The sequence below is a fragment of the Microbacterium sp. ABRD28 genome (genome assembly GCF_003850245.1).
Taxonomy (GTDB): domain Bacteria; phylum Actinomycetota; class Actinomycetes; order Actinomycetales; family Microbacteriaceae; genus Microbacterium.
In genome coordinates this window covers 190,556-206,729 of record NZ_CP031015.1, presented here as the reverse complement: position 1 = coordinate 206,729, position 16,174 = coordinate 190,556, and the positions used below count along the sequence as shown (strand labels likewise).

Below are 16,174 nucleotides of genomic sequence, written 5' to 3'. Positions count from 1 at the left end.
GAACCCGATCCATGAGCGCCACCGAATCCCGCGTGACCCGCACCTCCCGCACCGGGGGGCGGACGGGCGCGGGCGGGCACACCCTGCACAGCACCGTGCAGGGGACGGGGCTGCAGAGCACCACGCAGCTGGCGCCAGGGGGACGCTCCGGTCGCCTCGTCCGCGCGGCGGTCGCCGTCACCGCGGCCGGGCGGGCCGTGGGCGACGCCTCGCGGGTCGCCGCCTCGTGGGCAGCGCGGACGATCCGTCCCGCGGGCGCGCTCGTCGCGCTGGCCGCCACGGTGGGCCTGGTGATCGGGATCGTGTTCGGCTGGACGGAGTGGGTGGTCGCCGGCGGCATCTCGCTGGTGCTGGTCGTCCTCAGCATCCCGTTCCTCTTCGGCGCCCGCGCCTACGACGTCGACCTCGCCCTCACGCACGAGCGGGTCGTCGCCGGTCAGGGGATCTCCGGTGAGATCACCGTCCGCAACGACAGCCGGCGGATCGCCCTCCCCGGGCGGCTGGATATCCCGGTCGGCCGGGGGCTGATCGAGTTCGGCGTGCCGCTCCTCCGCCCCGGCCACACCGTTGCCCAGCCGCTGGACATCCCCTCGCTCCGGCGCGGCATCGTACCGGTCGGGCCCGCGACGACGGTGCGATCCGACCCGCTCGGGCTCCTCCGCCGTGAGCACAGCTTCGACGACGTGCACGAGGTGTTCGTCCACCCGCGCACCGTCGCCCTGCCCTCCACGAGCGCCGGTCTCGTCCGCGACCTCGAGGGGAGCCCCACCCGGCGGCTCGTCGACGCGGACATGTCGTTCCACGCCATCCGCGAGTACACCGCGGGTGATTCCCGCCGGCACATCCACTGGAAGTCCACCGCCAAGACCGGCCGCCTGATGGTGCGCCAGTACGAAGAGACGCGGCGCTCGCGCATGGCGGTGGTGCTCGGCGTCGCCGAGAACGAGTACCTCGACGACGACGAGTTCGAGCTCGCCGTCAGCACCGCCGCCTCGCTCGGCCTCCGTGCCGTCCGCGACGCCCGTGACCTCGACATCGTGGTGGGGTCGGAGATCCCCCGCGTCGTGCGGGGGCGGCTCCGCGCCATCCGTCACCTGCCGACCATCTCGCCGCGCGCGATGCTCGACGGCTTCAGCGGGGTCGAACGGCTCGAGAGCACCATGCCGATCGTCGACGTCTGCCGGCTGACGGCCGAGGCCAATGAGCGGCTGTCGGTGGCCTTCCTCGTCGTCGGGTCGACCGTGACCCTGCCACGCCTGCAGCAGGCCGCGCTCACCTTCCCCGCCGACACCGCCGTGGCCGCGGTCATCTGCGACGAGCGGGCCCACCCGCGCATGCGGGTGCTCACGGGGCTGAGCGTGCTCACCGTCGGCACGCTCGACGATCTCTCGGGCCTCCTGGTGCGGGGAGCGGCCTCGTGAGCCGGGTCGCCGAGGCACCCGAGCGCGTCTCGGACAACCGCACGGAGCGGCAGGGCGACATCCCGCGCCTGATCGCGGGGGGTGTGTTCACCCTGCTCATGGTGCTCATCGCCGCCGTGGCGGCATGGCCGGTCTACCGGTCGACCTCGTTCATCCTCCTCGTCGCGGTCGCCGCCTCGCTCGCCGCCGCGATCGCGGTCCTCGCGCACCTGCGGCGATGGAGCGGATGGCTCGTGGCCGCCCTCCTGGCGGGCGTCTTCGTCGTCGTGGGCGTCCCCGTCGCCGTCCCCGCCCGCCTGACCGGCCCGGGGGAGTTCCTCAGGGGGCTCGCCGAGCTCGGTGCGGGCGCCGTCGTCGGCTGGAAGGACCTCGTCACCGTCGAGCTGCCGGTCGGGTCGTACCGCAACCTCCTCGTCCCCGCCCTCGTGGTCTTCCTCGTCGGCACGGCGGCCGCGCTCCGGCTGTCGTGGCGCGAAGACCGCCTCGCCTACGCCGCGGTGCCCGTGGGTCTGGCGATGACCGGCTTCGGCCTGCTCTTCGGGCAGGCGGTCGTGAGCCCTCCGCTCGCGATCGGGCCGTTCACCCTGACCGCGCCCGTCGAGACGGCGGTCGGGGCCCTGGCGGTGCTCACCGGCATCCTGTGGATGGCGTGGCGGAGCCATGACGAACGCACCCGCGCCCTGCAGCGCGCGGCGCTCTCCAGCGGAGTCCGCATCACCCGCCGCCCCTCGCGGAGCGAGCGGCGCCGCACCCTGCTCGGCGCGGGCATGATCGTCATCGCCCTCGTGGTCGGCGCCGGGGTCGTGCCGCTCCTCGTTCAGGGCGGGTCGCGCGACGTGCTGCGCTCGACGACCGGACCCGACCTCGACCTCTCGCGCGAGGTCAGCCCCCTCGCCGAATACCGTGCCCTGTTCGCCGACGATCGGGCAGGCGACGTGCTCTTCACCGTCACCACCGACGCAGAGCAGGTGCCCGATCGCGTGCGGCTGGCGACCCTCGACACCTACGACGGCGAGGTCTTCCGCAGCGGCGCCGATGCGGCATCCCGGTTCGTGCGGCTCCCCTCCGCGCTCGATCCCGGAGCCGGCACTCCGGCGACGGCCGGAATCGAGATCGGCGAGTGGGAGGGGATCTGGATGCCGACGCTCGGCCGGGTCGCCTCGGTGCGCTTCGACGGCGATCGGGCCGACGCCCTCACCGACCGGTTCTACTACAACGCCGAGCTCGCCGCGGCCGTGCAGACCGCCGACGGCGGGCTCGCCCCGGGCGACCGGTACACCGTGGCGGGGGTCGAGCCCGCGCTCCCCGCCCTGTCGAGCCTCACCGCGCCGGGCGCCCCGAATGACGGCGCCCCGGCCGCACCCGAGAACCTCTCGCGATGGGTCGAGCGGCATGCCGCCGGAGAGGGCGGCGCGGCCCTCGAGGGTCTCGTGTCGCTGCTGCGCGAGCGCGGCTACCTCAGCCACGCGCTCGAGATCGGCGAGCAGCCCCCGCTGTGGATGAGCGACCTGCCCGACTACCGGTTCCAGCCGAGCACCGCCGGGCACTCGCTCGCCCGCATCGACGACATGTTCGACACCCTCCTCGAACGAGAGAGCGACCCGCGCGCCGCAGAGACCGGCAACTACGTCGCCGCGATCGGTGACGACGAGCAGTTCGCGGTCGCCGTCGCCCTCATCGCGCGAGAGGTCGGTTTCCCCTCGCGGGTCGTCGTCGGCGCGCGACTGGCATCGGCCGACACGGGTGTGTCGGTGTGCGAGTCCGGCGCGTGCCGCGCGCAGGACATCTCGGCCTGGACAGAGGTGCAGGGAAGCGACGGACGCTGGGTGCCCATCGACGTCACCCCGCAGTACGCGCAGTCACCGAGCCTCGAGGTCACCGAGCAGCGGGACCCCGAGAACGTCACGGAGGTGCTCCCCGACCCGGTCGAGGAGGTCGTGCCGCCCGACCCGACCCAGGAGGACTCGGCGCGCGACGACACCGACGAGGATCAGGCGGGTCTGGACCTCGCATGGCTCTGGCCGATCCTGCGGATCACCGGCCTCGTGCTCCTCATCCTGGTGCTCGTCCTCGGGCCGTTCCTGGCGATCATCCTCGCCAAGTCGCTGCGGCGGCGGGGCCGGCGTCGTCGCGGAGACGCGCTCACGCGCGTGGCCTCCGGGTGGGACGAGTACGTCGACGCGGCGGTCGATGCCGGCCGGGACGCCCCCGCGTCACTGACCCGAACGGAGTTCGCCGCCGGCCTCGATTCGCCGACGGGACGGGCGCTCGCGGTCACCGCCGATCGCGCGGTCTTCTCGCGATCCGACCTCTCCGACGCCGACGTCCGCGAGTTCTGGCGGGGCGTCGACGGGGAGCGGCGGCGGCTGCGCCGTGAGCGTGGCTTCTGGCGCGGACTTGCCGCGACCGTATCGTTGAGATCGTTCATCCGACATCTGTCGCCTGGGGGCGACAGCCCGCGCACCGTCGAGAGGGGGAAGCGCCGGGGACTCCTCCCTGCGCGCGCAACGACATGAGCGCAACCGACGCATCGCTGGTCGTGACACTGGGGGTCTCCAGCGCCCTCGTCGCGGTCGTGCTCTACGTGTGGACCGCCCTGGCTCTGGGCGCGGTCTTCCGCAAGTCCGGCGAGCAGAGCTGGAAGGCGTGGGTGCCGATCCTGAACATCGCGGTGCTGCTGCAGCTCGGCGGCTTCTCGGGGTGGCTGGTGCTCCTCCTGCTGCTGCCCGTGCTCGGGCCGCTGCTGATGTGGGTGGCGATGATCGTCGCCTGCTACCGCATCGGACGGGAGTTCGGCTACGGCGCCGGGATGACGGTGCTGGCGGCGCTCCTCCTGCCGGTGTGGGCTTCGGTACTCGGCTTCGGATCGGCCCGGTGGGTGGGAACCGACGACGCCGGCCCGCGCCGGAGCGTCAACCCCGACCTCGGCGGCTCGGTCTCCGTGGCCGGCGGCTCGGACGAGGACGAGTTCGACGACCGGGTCTACGGAGTCCCGACCGCGCGCGGAGCGGTGTACACCCCGCTCCTTCCGGCCCCCGATTACGCCGGCTCGCGAGAGACGACCCGGAGTGAGGCGTCGTGGGAGGACACCGTCCGTGGCGCCGGCGCGGGGGAGGCCGCTGACGCCGATCTCGGCGATCCGGAACTGGACGAGGAATCCTCGACCGACGAGGCGCGCCGGGCGGCCCCTCCTGCCGCGACCCTCGCGGTCGAACCCAGCGACACGGCGCCGATCGCGACGGCGTCGGCCGGAGCCGGTCGGGAGTCCGGCGATGACGACGTGCTGAGTGGATTGTTCGCCGCGCCCGAGCCGCCGCGTTTCACCCCTCCCGCAGCGGAGGACGTGCCCGCAGCGGATCCGGCGACGGATCCCGAGCCTGCGTCGGAGGCCGCGCCGGCGGCATCCGACCCCTCCTCCCTCCCGTCGTGGCCGTCGGCGCCGGCCGCATCTCGACCTGACAGCCCGGTGCGTTCCGGACCGGTGTGGCCGTCGGTCGAGCCCTTCCGCCCGGTGCGGTCGTGGGACCCCGACCCGGCGGAGCAGCCCGCAGCGAGCGGGGATGTCGACGAGGCGCCCCCCGCCCCGCCGGTCGAGGGCGCCTCCGGGGCCGAGGCCGTCGCCGCGGGGGTCTCCGGCGCCCGCGCCGACGAGCGCGAGCCCGATGCCGCGTCGGAACCGGGCGGCGCTGCCGCCTCGCGCGCCGAGATCCGTCGTTCCGCGTCGGTGTGGAACGGATTCGTCCTCGACCAGGACGTCACCGGAGAGGTCACCGGAGCCGTCACCGGGGCGCCCGCACCGATCGCCGCCGTCCCCGGCGCCGTCACCCCCTCCGACGGCGCCGCTCCCTCCGACGGCGCGACGCCGTCCGCCGGCGGCGAGGACGTCCCGGGCATCCGTCGTCGCGGCACCGCCGATACGACGGATGCCGGCGAAGACGCCGACCCCGCGTCATCCGTCCCGCTCTTCCAGGCGCCCCTGACCCGGATGCCGTCCGCAGATCCGGCTCCCGAGGCCGGCCCTGCGCCCTCGGCGCCCGACGATGACGAGCCGTGGCGGCCCGCGCACTCGCCGATGCCCGAATCCGAGCCGTTCCCCGAGACCTCCGGTCCGGTGTCCGCGATCGCCGGCGCACCGGTGGCCGGCACCCCCCGGGCCGCAGGCGGAGCGGTCTCGGCGCAGTACGCCCGGCCCGGGGTGCCCGACCTCGACGACGGTCTCGACCAGACGATCGTCGCGCGCCGCCGCCGGACGAACTGGGCGGTCGTCACGCCCGCGGGGGAGTCGATCGCGATCACCTCCGACGTCGCGATCCTCGGCCGTAAGCCCCTGCCCGATCCCGATCACCCGCGGGCTCAGCTGATCCGGATCGACGACTCCACGGTCTCGAGCACGCACGCCCGCCTGGAACTGCGAAAGGACACCTGGTACATCCTCGATCTCGGCTCCACCAACGGCGTCGTGTTCGCGACTCTGATGGGGACCGAGGTCGAGGCTCCCTCGGGGGTCGAGGTCGAGGCGGGGGACCGGTTCTTCCTCGGTGACGCCGAGATCCGCCTGGTGCGCAGCAACAGCTGACGATGACCGACGTCCCCGACGAACGGACGGCGCCCTCGAAGCGTCAGGCGCCCGGCGCGCCGGAGCTCGACTCTCAGGCCCCTGTCGAGCAGACGCTGCTCTCGCGGCGTCAGGCCCCGGTCGAGACCACCGCGCCCTCCAGCCGGCATGCCCCCGCCGAGGAGACGGTCGTCTCAGGGCGGGCGCGCAGCCGCGGCGACGGTGTGGACGAATGGACGGTGCGCACCGCCGATGCGCGGTCGACCGGTGTCATCCGTCCTGCCCCCGACGCCGGCGGCGCGACGAATGGCGACGGGGCTGCGCGGACGGCGCGACGGCCCGGTCCCGAGACCGACGTCTACGGCCCCCGCGCCGACACGGCTGCCCGCGTGCCGCGCACCGCCCCCGCCTCCCAACCTGCGCAGCCCGTCGTGGATGCCGGCCGAGCGGCGGCCGAGCGGCGGCAGCGGTCGCGGTGGCGGGCCGCGGTGGCGGTGATCGTGGCGGTCGTGGTCCTGGTGGCGGCCGTCGTCGCGATCGTCGCACTGCTCTCCCTTCCGGTCTGAATTGCCCGGTCCCGGAAAGGGGCGTATCATTGAGCGGGTGTGCGCTCACGCGCGCCGTCCGCTGTGCCTCACGACGATTGGGTCCGGCGAGCGGCCGTCCCGGCGCCGCACAGGGATTGGTTCTGCGAACAGGCCACCCCCACGGCATATCCACCCTTGAAATCGCGTCAGGTCATTCTGCTGCGCCGGTGGATCTGTGGTGAAACCACGACGCTGTCACCGTGCAGCACTGACAAGGAGAGAACGTGCCAACCATTCAGCAGTTGGTTCGCAAGGGTCGCTCGCCCAAGGTCTCGAAGACCAAGGCGCCCGCCCTGAAGGCGAACCCGCAGCAGGCGGGCGTGTGCACCCGCGTGTACACCACCACCCCGAAGAAGCCGAACTCGGCGATGCGCAAGGTCGCCCGTGTGAAGCTGCGCAACGGGACCGAGGTCACCGCCTACATCCCCGGTGAGGGCCACAACCTGCAGGAGCACTCGCTGGTGCTCGTCCGCGGCGGCCGTGTGAAGGACCTCCCCGGTGTCCGCTACAAGATCGTCCGCGGCGCCCTGGACACCCAGGCCGTGAAGAACCGCAAGCAGGCCCGTAGCCGCTACGGCGCGAAGAAGGGTTGAGTTAGATGCCTCGTAAGGGACCCGCTCCTCGCCGCGTCGTCGTCAACGACCCGGTCTACGGTGCGCCGATCGTCACCCAGCTCGTCAACAAGATCCTCGTCGACGGCAAGAAGTCCATCGCCGAGTCGATCGTCTACAACGCCCTGCGCGGCGTGGAGGCCAAGAACGGCCAGGACGCCGTCGCGACCCTCAAGAAGGCGCTCGACAACGTCCGCCCCACCCTCGAGGTCAAGAGCCGCCGCGTCGGCGGTTCGACCTATCAGGTGCCGGTCGAGGTCAAGCCGCACCGCGCCAACACGCTCGCGCTCCGCTGGCTCGTCAGCTACGCCAAGGGCCGTCGCGAGAAGACCATGACCGAGCGCCTCCAGAACGAGATCCTGGATGCCTCGAACGGCCTGGGTGCCGCGGTCAAGCGTCGCGAGGACACCCACAAGATGGCCGAGTCGAACCGCGCCTTCGCGCACTACCGCTGGTAACCAGCATCCTCTCACCGGCCGGAGGCCACCCCTCCGGCCGGTGAAGCCCGACACAAGGTAAGGAAGACACCCCGTGGCACAAGAAGTGCTCACCGACCTCAAGAAGGTCCGCAACATCGGCATCATGGCGCACATCGATGCCGGCAAGACGACGACGACCGAGCGCATCCTCTTCTACACGGGCGTCAACCACAAGATCGGCGAGACCCACGACGGCGCTGCCACCACCGACTGGATGGAGCAGGAGCAGGAGCGTGGCATCACGATCACCTCCGCCGCGGTGACGTGCTTCTGGGAGAAGAACCAGATCAACATCATCGACACCCCCGGGCACGTCGACTTCACCGTCGAGGTGGAGCGCTCGCTCCGCGTGCTCGACGGTGCCGTCGCCGTCTTCGACGGCAAGGAGGGCGTCGAGCCCCAGTCCGAGACGGTGTGGCGTCAGGCCGACAAGTACGACGTCCCCCGCATCTGCTTCGTCAACAAGATGGACAAGCTCGGTGCCGACTTCTACTTCACGGTCGACACGATCGTCAACCGCCTGAAGGCAAAGCCCCTCGTCCTGCAGATCCCGATCGGCGCCGAGAACGACTTCGTCGGCGTTGTGGACCTCGTCTACATGCGTGCGCTGGTGTGGCCCGGTGACGCCAAGGGTGACGTGACCATGGGTGCGAAGTACGAGATCCAGGAGATCCCGGCCGACCTCGTGGACAAGGCCAACGAGTACCGCGAGAAGCTCATGGAGACCGTCGCCGAAAGCGACGAGGTCCTCCTGGAGAAGTACTTCGGCGGCGAGGAGCTCACCCACGAGGAGATCAAGGGCGCCATCCGCAAGATGACGATCGCCAGCGAGGTCTACCCCGTGCTGTGCGGCTCGGCGTTCAAGAACCGCGGTGTGCAGCCGATGCTCGACGCGGTCGTGGACTACCTCCCCTCGCCGCTGGACGTCCCCGCCATCGAGGCGAAGGACCCCAAGAACGAAGAGATCATCATCGAGCGTCACCCCGACCGCGATGAGCCCTTCACGGCGCTGGCGTTCAAGATCGTCACGCACCCGTTCTTCGGTCGCCTCACCTACATCCGCGTGTACTCGGGTCACCTCGACTCCGGTGCCCAGGTCGTCAACGCGACCAAGGGCAAGAAGGAGCGCATCGGGAAGATCTTCCAGATGCACGCCAACAAGGAGATGCCGGTCGACTCGGTCACCGCGGGGCACATCTACGCCGTCATCGGCCTGAAGGACACCACCACGGGCGACACGCTGTCCGACAGCAGCAACCAGGTCGTCCTGGAGTCGATGACCTTCCCCGAGCCGGTCATCGAGGTCGCCATCGAGCCCAAGACCAAGGCCGACCAGGAGAAGCTGGGTCTGGCGATCCAGAAGCTCGCCGAAGAGGACCCGACGTTCCGTGTGGAGCAGAACGCCGAGACCGGCCAGACCGTCATCCGCGGTATGGGCGAGCTGCACCTCGACATCCTCGTGGACCGCATGAAGCGCGAGTTCAAGGTCGAGGCCAACGTCGGAAAGCCCCAGGTCGCGTACCGCGAGACGATCCGCAAGACCGTCGAGCGTCACGACTACACCCACAAGAAGCAGACCGGTGGTTCGGGTCAGTTCGCGAAGATCCAGTTCGCGATCGAGCCGCTCGAGGTCACGGCCGACAAGACGTACGAGTTCGAGAACAAGGTCACCGGTGGCCGCATCCCGCGCGAGTACATCCCTTCGGTCGACGCCGGTTTCCAGGACGCGATGAACGTCGGTGTCCTGGCGGGCTACCCGATGGTCGGCGTGAAGGCGATCCTCCTCGACGGCGCGGCGCACGACGTCGACTCGTCGGAGATGGCGTTCAAGATCGCCGGGTCGATGGGCTTCAAGGAGGCCATCCGCAAGGCGAACCCCGTCATCCTCGAGCCGATCATGGCCGTCGAGGTGCGTACTCCCGAGGAGTACATGGGCGACGTCATCGGCGACCTGAACTCCCGTCGCGGGCAGATCCAGTCGATGGAGGATGCCGCCGGCGTCAAGGTGGTGCGTGCCAACGTGCCGCTGTCGGAGATGTTCGGCTACATCGGCGACCTGCGCTCGAAGACCTCGGGCCGTGCTGTGTACTCCATGGAGTTCGACAGCTACGCCGAGGTTCCGCGCAACGTCATGGACGAGATCGTCCAGAAGACCAAGGGCGAGTGACCCTCCGGGGCCACGCGCACACCAACCACCAGAAACCCTCTCTACTACACTGAGAGCCATCCCCGTAGACGACCGGTCGCAAACCAGTGCCCGGAACTTCTACACGACCGTCCTGAGGAGGACCCAGTGGCTAAGGCCAAGTTCGAGCGGACCAAGCCGCACGTGAACATCGGAACGATCGGTCACGTCGACCACGGCAAGACCACGCTCACCGCCGCGATCTCGAAGGTGCTCGCCGACAAGTACCCGTCGGCCACCAACGTGCAGCGCGACTTCGCGTCGATCGACTCGGCTCCCGAGGAGCGTCAGCGCGGCATCACGATCAACATCTCGCACGTCGAGTACGAGACCCCCAAGCGTCACTACGCTCACGTGGACGCCCCGGGTCACGCCGACTACATCAAGAACATGATCACCGGTGCCGCTCAGATGGACGGTGCGATCCTCGTGGTCGCCGCCACCGACGGCCCGATGGCTCAGACCCGTGAGCACGTTCTGCTCGCCAAGCAGGTCGGCGTGCCCTACCTGATGGTCGCGCTGAACAAGGCCGACATGGTCGACGACGAGGAGATCCTGGAGCTCGTCGAGCTCGAGGTCCGCGAGCTGCTGTCCAGCCAGGGCTTCCCCGGCGATGACGCTCCGGTCGTCCGCGTCTCGGGCCTGAAGGCTCTCGAGGGTGACGACAAGTGGGTCGAGTCGATCGTCGAGCTGATGGACGCCGCCGACGAGTCCATCCCCGACCCGGTGCGTGACAAGGACAAGCCGTTCCTCATGCCCATCGAGGATGTCTTCACCATCACCGGTCGTGGCACCGTCGTCACGGGCCGCGCCGAGCGTGGCACCCTCGCCATCAACTCCGAGGTCGAGATCGTCGGCATCCGCCCGACGCAGAAGACCACGGTCACGGGTATCGAGATGTTCCACAAGCAGCTCGACGAGGCGTGGGCCGGCGAGAACTGTGGTCTGCTCCTTCGTGGTCTCAAGCGCGACGACGTCGAGCGCGGCCAGGTCGTCGTGAAGCCCGGTTCGGTCACCCCGCACACCAACTTCGAGGGCACGGCGTACATCCTGTCCAAGGAGGAGGGCGGCCGTCACAACCCGTTCTTCACGAACTACCGTCCGCAGTTCTACTTCCGCACCACCGACGTCACCGGCGTCATCTCGCTGCCCGAGGGCACCGAGATGGTCATGCCCGGTGACACCACCGACATGACGGTCGAGCTGATCCAGCCGATCGCCATGGAGGAGGGCCTCGGCTTCGCGATCCGTGAGGGTGGCCGCACCGTCGGCGCCGGCACGGTGACCAAGATCCTCAAGTGATCTCCGCGCCCTAGGCGCACCCACGAGAACCCCCCGGGCTCATGCCCGGGGGGTTCTCGCTTCCCCCGCGAGGGTGCCCTCCCTCCCCGCGAGGGTGCCCTCCCTCCCCGCGAGGGTGCCCTCATATGCGGTGAAAGGGTCTACCCGCGTCCACCGGAAGACGGCCATGATGGGTCAAACGGCACAAAGGAGTCCTTCATGGGAATCGACGACCTCGTCAACCAGGGCAAGCAGTTCCTCGACCAGCACAAAGACAAGATCGACGAAGCACTCAAGAGCCAGCAGGCCGAGGACGCCAGTGACAAGGCGCTCGACGCGGCGGCGGAGTTCGTCAAGAAGGTCGCGCCCGACTCCGTGGACCAGCACGTCGACAACGTCCGCGCGAACGTCGACAAGCACATCGGCAACCAGTAGGCGTCCACCGCTCCTGCACAGACCGGGGTCTTCGGTTCGTCTCCACCGATCGCCGGCGATCCCGCCCGCCGATCGTCCGGGTGGGTCACGCTCGACGCGTGACGATCACGCCGACCCCCGACATCCTTCGCAGCGCGGAGTTCCGCTCGCCGCCACACGGCTTCTCCCGGCTGCGCGCCGGTGCTCTGGTGCGCACCGAAGCCTGGGCCGGAGCCTTCGCCGACGAACGGCAGGTCCTGAGAGCCACGGCTGTCGCGGCGTCTGCGCGGTCCGCCATCGTGTTCTCGCACGTGACGGCGGCGGCGCTGCACGGCCTGCCGCTGAGTCGGCCGCACGATCGTGTGCATGTCATCCCCCGTGGGGAGAATCCGCCCAAAACGCGTGGCGACGTCGTCAGGCACAAGCTGGCCCTCCCCGATGAGGACATCGCCGAGATCAACGGGATGCTGGTGACGAGCCTGGATCGCACGGTCGCCGACGTGATCCGCATGCTGCCCGCGCAGGCTGCGCTCGCCGCGTTCGACGGTGCGTTGCGCCTGGTGGCGTGGGATGACGCTCGGCGCGAGCTCGATCCGGCTGCGGCCGACGGGTTCCGACGGCTCGTGCGACACCGGATCACCGCGGCCCGGGGCGGCCGGGGGGTTCGTGTGGCACGCACGATCATCGAGCTCGCCGACGGACGCGCTCAGCTGCCGGGCGAGAGCGAGAGCCGATACCTGATGTGGGAGCTCGGGATGCCCGCTCCCGCCCTCCAGATGCCGGTCGAGACCTCACTCGGCCGCTTCTGGTTGGACTTCGCGTGGCCGGCGCTCCGACGATTCGGCGAGTTCGACGGCATGGTCAAGACCAGCGACCCGCGCTTCACCCGCGGTCGGTCGGGGTCGGAGGTCGTGGCGGATCAGCGCGAACGTTTCGGCGCGATCGAGGCGGCGACGGGATGGACCGGCATGCACTGGGGGTGGCCGGAGAGAGCGGATGCGACGACGCTGTGGGCCTCGCTGCTCGGCCAGGGGTGGTCGGCCCGCGCCCGGATGTGAAACGTGCACCGTCGCGGGCTGGGGGTGCACCCTCGCGGGTTGGGCGTGCACCCTCGCGGGTCGGGGGCGGCGCGGCGTCCGACACGCGGGCGCGACACGCCCGAGTTTGCGACACGCCCGGGCGACACGTAGACTGTTCCAGTTCCACATTCCGGCGCGCTTCGGCGTGCGACGGATCACTGCCAGGGCAGTGCATAGGCGGTGCGCAAGCGCCACAGGCCTAGGCCGCGGGCAGCAGAACAGCACACATCCTTCCCCATCCGGCTCGTGAGCCGCGCGTTCGCGTGCCGAAGGGGACATGGAAGCCGGGTGCCGCGCGTGCCCGGATTGACAGAAGAACAGCGGTGCAGCACGCACTGCGCAAGCGGTGCGAAAGTGCCACGGCGCGTCAGCGCCACCGTGCGTCCAATGCCCCCGGGCCCTCCGGGACGGTACGACGCGGAAAGAGAGTGAGCAGACACATGGCGGGACAGAAGATCCGCATCCGACTGAAGTCGTACGACCACGCCGGTCTCGACTCGTCGGCGCGCAAGATCGTCGACACCGTGACCCGTGCCGGCGCGACGGTCGTGGGCCCCGTGCCCCTCCCGACGGAGAAGAACGTCGTCGTCGTCATCCGGTCGCCCCACAAGTACAAGGACAGCCGCGAGCACTTCGAGATGCGCACCCACAAGCGTCTGATCGACATCATCGATCCCACGCCCAAGGCCGTCGACTCGCTGATGCGCCTTGACCTGCCGGCCGACGTCAACATCGAGATCAAGCTCTGAGGTTCGTCGACATGGCACACATCAACGAAAAAGTCTCCAAGGCTCTGCTGGGCACCAAGCTCGGCATGACCCAGGTCTGGGATGAGAACGGCAAGCTCGTTCCCGTCACCGTCATCGAGGTGACCCCCAACGTGGTCACCCAGATCCGCACCGCGGAGAAGGACGGCTACTCGGCCGTCCAGATCGCCGCCGGCGCCATCGACCCCCGCAAGGTGAACAAGCCCCTGACGGCCCACTTCGAGGCCGCGGGCGTCACCCCCCGCCGTCACCTCACCGAGGTGCGCACCGCTGACGCCGCTGACTACTCACTCGGTCAGGAGCTCACGGTGGACGGCGTCTTCGAGGCCGGCCAGCTGGTCGACGTCGTCGGCACCAGCAAGGGCAAGGGCACGGCGGGTGTGATGAAGCGTCACAACTTCGCCGGTGTCTCGGCTTCGCACGGTGCTCACCGCAACCACCGCAAGCCCGGTTCGATCGGCGCATCGTCGACCCCGAGCCGCGTCTTCAAGGGCATGCGCATGGCCGGCCGTATGGGCGGCGAGCGCGTGACCGTTCTCAACCTCACGGTGCACGCCGTGGACGCCGAGAAGGGTCTGCTGCTCGTCAAGGGCGCCGTCCCCGGTGCCCGTGGCCGTACCGTCTACGTCCGCAACGCAGTGAAGGGTGCCTGATCGACATGGCTGACTCCACTCTCGCGCTCGACGTCCTGAAGGCCGACGGCAAGAAGGCCGGCTCTGTCGAGCTGCCCGCCGCGCTCTTCGACGTCAAGACGAACATCCCGCTGATCCACCAGGTCGTCGTCGCCCAGCGTGCCGCCGCCCGCCAGGGGACGCACGCCACCAAGACCCGCGGCGACGTCTCGGGTTCGGGTCGCAAGCCCTTCAAGCAGAAGGGCACGGGTAACGCCCGTCAGGGTTCGGTCCGCATGCCGCAGCACCGCGGCGGTGGCACCGTCCACGGTCCGCAGCCCCGCGACTACTCGCAGCGCACCCCCAAGAAGATGATCGCCGCGGCGCTCCTGGGCGCCCTGAGCGACCGCGCCCGTGGTGAGCGCCTCCACATCGTCGAGTCCCTCGGCGTGACCGATGCGCCCTCGACCAAGGCCGCGGCGTCCGTGCTCACCGCACTCGGCGCCGTCAAGAACGTCCTGGTCGTGGTGGAGCGCACCGACGAGGTCAGCGTCATGAGCGTCCGCAACCTCGCGTACGTCCACGTGCTGTCCTTCGATCAGCTCAACGCCTACGACGTGCTCGTCTCCGACGACATCGTCTTCACCAAGGCCGCGTACGACGCCTTCGTCTCGGCTCGCACGGCCACCACCCAGGAGGTCTCGGCATGAGCAACATCGCCGTCAATAAGGACCCGCGCGACATCATCCTGAAGCCGGTCGTGTCCGAGAAGAGCTACGGGCTCATCGACGAGGGCAAGTACACCTTCCTCGTCGACCCGCGGGCGACCAAGACCGAGATCAAGCTCGCGATCGAGAAGATCTTCGGCGTCAAGGTGGCCTCGGTCAACACGCTGAACCGCACGGGCAAGGCCCGTCGCACCCGCTTCGGCATGGGCAAGCGCAAGGACACCAAGCGCGCCATCGTGACCCTGAAGTCGGGCACCATCGACATCTTCACCGCGGTCGGCTGACCGGCGGGATAAGGACGAGAACATGGCTATTCGCAAGTACAAGCCCACGACCCCCGGTCGCCGCGGCTCGTCGGTGGCGGACTTCGCCGAGATCACCCGATCGACGCCCGAGAAGTCCCTCCTCCGCCCGCTGGCTAAGACCGGTGGCCGCAACAACCAGGGCCGTATCACGACCCGTCACATCGGTGGTGGCCACAAGCGCCAGTACCGCGTCATCGACTTCCGTCGTGACGACAAGGACGGCGTGAACGCCAAGGTCGCGCACATCGAGTACGACCCCAACCGCACCGCACGCATCGCGCTGCTGCACTACGTCGACGGTGAGAAGCGCTACATCCTCGCGCCGAACAAGCTGGCGCAGGGCGACGTGGTCGAGTCGGGTCCGTCTGCGGACATCAAGCCGGGCAACAACCTGCCGCTGCGCAACATCCCCACGGGTACCGTCATCCACGCCATCGAGCTCCGCCCCGGTGGCGGCGCGAAGATGGCCCGCTCGGCCGGCGCCGCTGTGCGCCTGGTCGCGAAGGACGGCCCGTACGCCCAGCTGCGTCTGCCCTCGGGTGAGATCCGCAACGTCGACGTCCGCTGCCGCGCGACGATCGGCGAGGTCGGCAACGCCGAACAGTCCAACATCAACTGGGGCAAGGCCGGCCGCAAGCGCTGGAAGGGCGTCCGCCCGACCGTGCGTGGTGTCGCCATGAACCCGGTCGACCACCCGCACGGTGGTGGTGAGGGCAAGACCTCGGGCGGTCGTCACCCGGTGTCGCCGTGGGGTCAGGCCGAGGGCCGCACCCGCCACGCCAACAAGGAGAGCGACAAGCTCATCGTCCGCCGTCGCAACGCCGGCAAGAAGCGCAAGTAGGTAGGAACTTCAGATGCCACGCAGTCTTAAGAAGGGCCCCTTCGTCGACGAGCACCTGCTTCGCAAGGTTGTTTCGCAGAACGAGGCGGGAACCAAGAACGTCATCAAGACGTGGTCACGTCGCTCGATGATCGTGCCGGCCATGCTCGGCCACACGATCGCCGTGCACGACGGCCGCAAGCACATCCCGGTCTTCGTCACCGAGACGATGGTCGGCCACAAGCTGGGCGAGTTCGCGCCCACCCGCACCTTCCGCGGTCACGAGAAGGACGACAAGAAGGGCCGCCGCCGCTGACGCGGGGGCGCAAGG

At 69.7% G+C, this 16,174-nt stretch carries 16 protein-coding genes; all 16 read left to right on the top strand.

Going from position 1 to position 16,174, the window contains the following annotated elements; genetic code table 11:
- Nucleotides 1-11: 11 nt before the first annotated feature.
- The 16 genes from DT073_RS01080 (at nucleotide 12) to rpsS (ending at nucleotide 16,159) form a co-directional block, all read left to right on the top strand.
- Nucleotides 12-1,421, top strand: coding sequence for a DUF58 domain-containing protein (locus DT073_RS01080; protein WP_124291720.1), 1,410 nt, complete (start codon nucleotides 12-14; stop codon nucleotides 1,419-1,421).
- Nucleotides 1,418-3,937 (top strand): transglutaminase TgpA family protein, encoded by a 2,520-nt coding sequence (locus tag DT073_RS01075; protein ID WP_240638669.1) that lies wholly within the window; start codon nucleotides 1,418-1,420, stop codon nucleotides 3,935-3,937. Before DT073_RS01080 ends, DT073_RS01075 begins: the two co-directional genes overlap by 4 nt.
- Complete coding sequence (locus DT073_RS16125) at nucleotides 3,934-5,997, top strand: DUF5684 domain-containing protein (RefSeq protein ID WP_124291719.1); 2,064 nt, start codon at nucleotides 3,934-3,936, stop codon at nucleotides 5,995-5,997. The genes DT073_RS01075 and DT073_RS16125 overlap by 4 nt, the downstream gene beginning before the upstream one ends.
- A gap of 2 nt (nucleotides 5,998-5,999) precedes the next feature.
- Complete coding sequence (locus tag DT073_RS01065) at nucleotides 6,000-6,542, top strand: hypothetical protein (RefSeq protein WP_124291718.1); 543 nt, start codon at nucleotides 6,000-6,002, stop codon at nucleotides 6,540-6,542.
- Nucleotides 6,543-6,787: 245 nt separating this feature from the next.
- A complete protein-coding gene (gene rpsL / locus DT073_RS01060) occupies nucleotides 6,788-7,156 on the top strand; it encodes a 30S ribosomal protein S12 (protein WP_018171438.1) in 369 nt (122 codons plus the stop codon).
- 5 nt (nucleotides 7,157-7,161) lie between these two features.
- Nucleotides 7,162-7,632: a 30S ribosomal protein S7 gene (rpsG, locus tag DT073_RS01055; RefSeq protein ID WP_124291717.1), complete on the top strand. Its 471-nt coding sequence runs from the start codon at nucleotides 7,162-7,164 to the stop codon at nucleotides 7,630-7,632.
- Between the two features lie 73 nt (nucleotides 7,633-7,705).
- Nucleotides 7,706-9,820 carry an elongation factor G gene (fusA, locus tag DT073_RS01050; RefSeq protein WP_124291716.1) on the top strand — a complete coding sequence of 705 codons (2,115 nt, stop codon included), beginning with the start codon at nucleotides 7,706-7,708 and terminating at the stop codon, nucleotides 9,818-9,820.
- 126 nt (nucleotides 9,821-9,946) lie between these two features.
- On the top strand, nucleotides 9,947-11,140 hold the full coding sequence (gene tuf / locus DT073_RS01045; protein ID WP_124291715.1) for an elongation factor Tu: 1,194 nt from the start codon (nucleotides 9,947-9,949) through the stop codon (nucleotides 11,138-11,140).
- A gap of 198 nt (nucleotides 11,141-11,338) precedes the next feature.
- Entirely contained in the window at nucleotides 11,339-11,554 is a 216-nt protein-coding gene (locus DT073_RS01040; protein ID WP_124291714.1) for an Rv0909 family putative TA system antitoxin, read from the top strand.
- 98 nt (nucleotides 11,555-11,652) lie between these two features.
- Nucleotides 11,653-12,591 carry a type IV toxin-antitoxin system AbiEi family antitoxin gene (locus tag DT073_RS01035; RefSeq protein WP_124291713.1) on the top strand — a complete coding sequence of 313 codons (939 nt, stop codon included), beginning with the start codon at nucleotides 11,653-11,655 and terminating at the stop codon, nucleotides 12,589-12,591.
- A 461-nt stretch (nucleotides 12,592-13,052) separates the two neighbouring features.
- Nucleotides 13,053-13,361 carry a 30S ribosomal protein S10 gene (gene rpsJ / locus DT073_RS01030; RefSeq protein ID WP_045246810.1) on the top strand — a complete coding sequence of 103 codons (309 nt, stop codon included), beginning with the start codon at nucleotides 13,053-13,055 and terminating at the stop codon, nucleotides 13,359-13,361.
- An 11-nt stretch (nucleotides 13,362-13,372) separates the two neighbouring features.
- Nucleotides 13,373-14,032 carry a 50S ribosomal protein L3 gene (gene rplC, locus DT073_RS01025; protein ID WP_124291712.1) on the top strand — a complete coding sequence of 220 codons (660 nt, stop codon included), beginning with the start codon at nucleotides 13,373-13,375 and terminating at the stop codon, nucleotides 14,030-14,032.
- A gap of 5 nt (nucleotides 14,033-14,037) precedes the next feature.
- Nucleotides 14,038-14,700 (top strand): 50S ribosomal protein L4, encoded by a 663-nt coding sequence (gene rplD / locus DT073_RS01020; RefSeq protein ID WP_124291711.1) that lies wholly within the window; start codon nucleotides 14,038-14,040, stop codon nucleotides 14,698-14,700.
- Nucleotides 14,697-15,002, top strand: a complete 306-nt coding sequence (rplW, locus tag DT073_RS01015) for a 50S ribosomal protein L23 (RefSeq protein ID WP_124291710.1) — start codon at nucleotides 14,697-14,699, stop codon at nucleotides 15,000-15,002. The genes rplD and rplW overlap by 4 nt, the downstream gene beginning before the upstream one ends.
- 22 nt (nucleotides 15,003-15,024) lie before the next feature.
- Nucleotides 15,025-15,864, top strand: coding sequence for a 50S ribosomal protein L2 (gene rplB / locus DT073_RS01010; protein WP_124291709.1), 840 nt, complete (start codon nucleotides 15,025-15,027; stop codon nucleotides 15,862-15,864).
- A 13-nt stretch (nucleotides 15,865-15,877) separates the two neighbouring features.
- Nucleotides 15,878-16,159 (top strand): 30S ribosomal protein S19, encoded by a 282-nt coding sequence (rpsS, locus tag DT073_RS01005; protein WP_124291708.1) that lies wholly within the window; start codon nucleotides 15,878-15,880, stop codon nucleotides 16,157-16,159.
- Nucleotides 16,160-16,174: the final 15 nt, after the last annotated feature.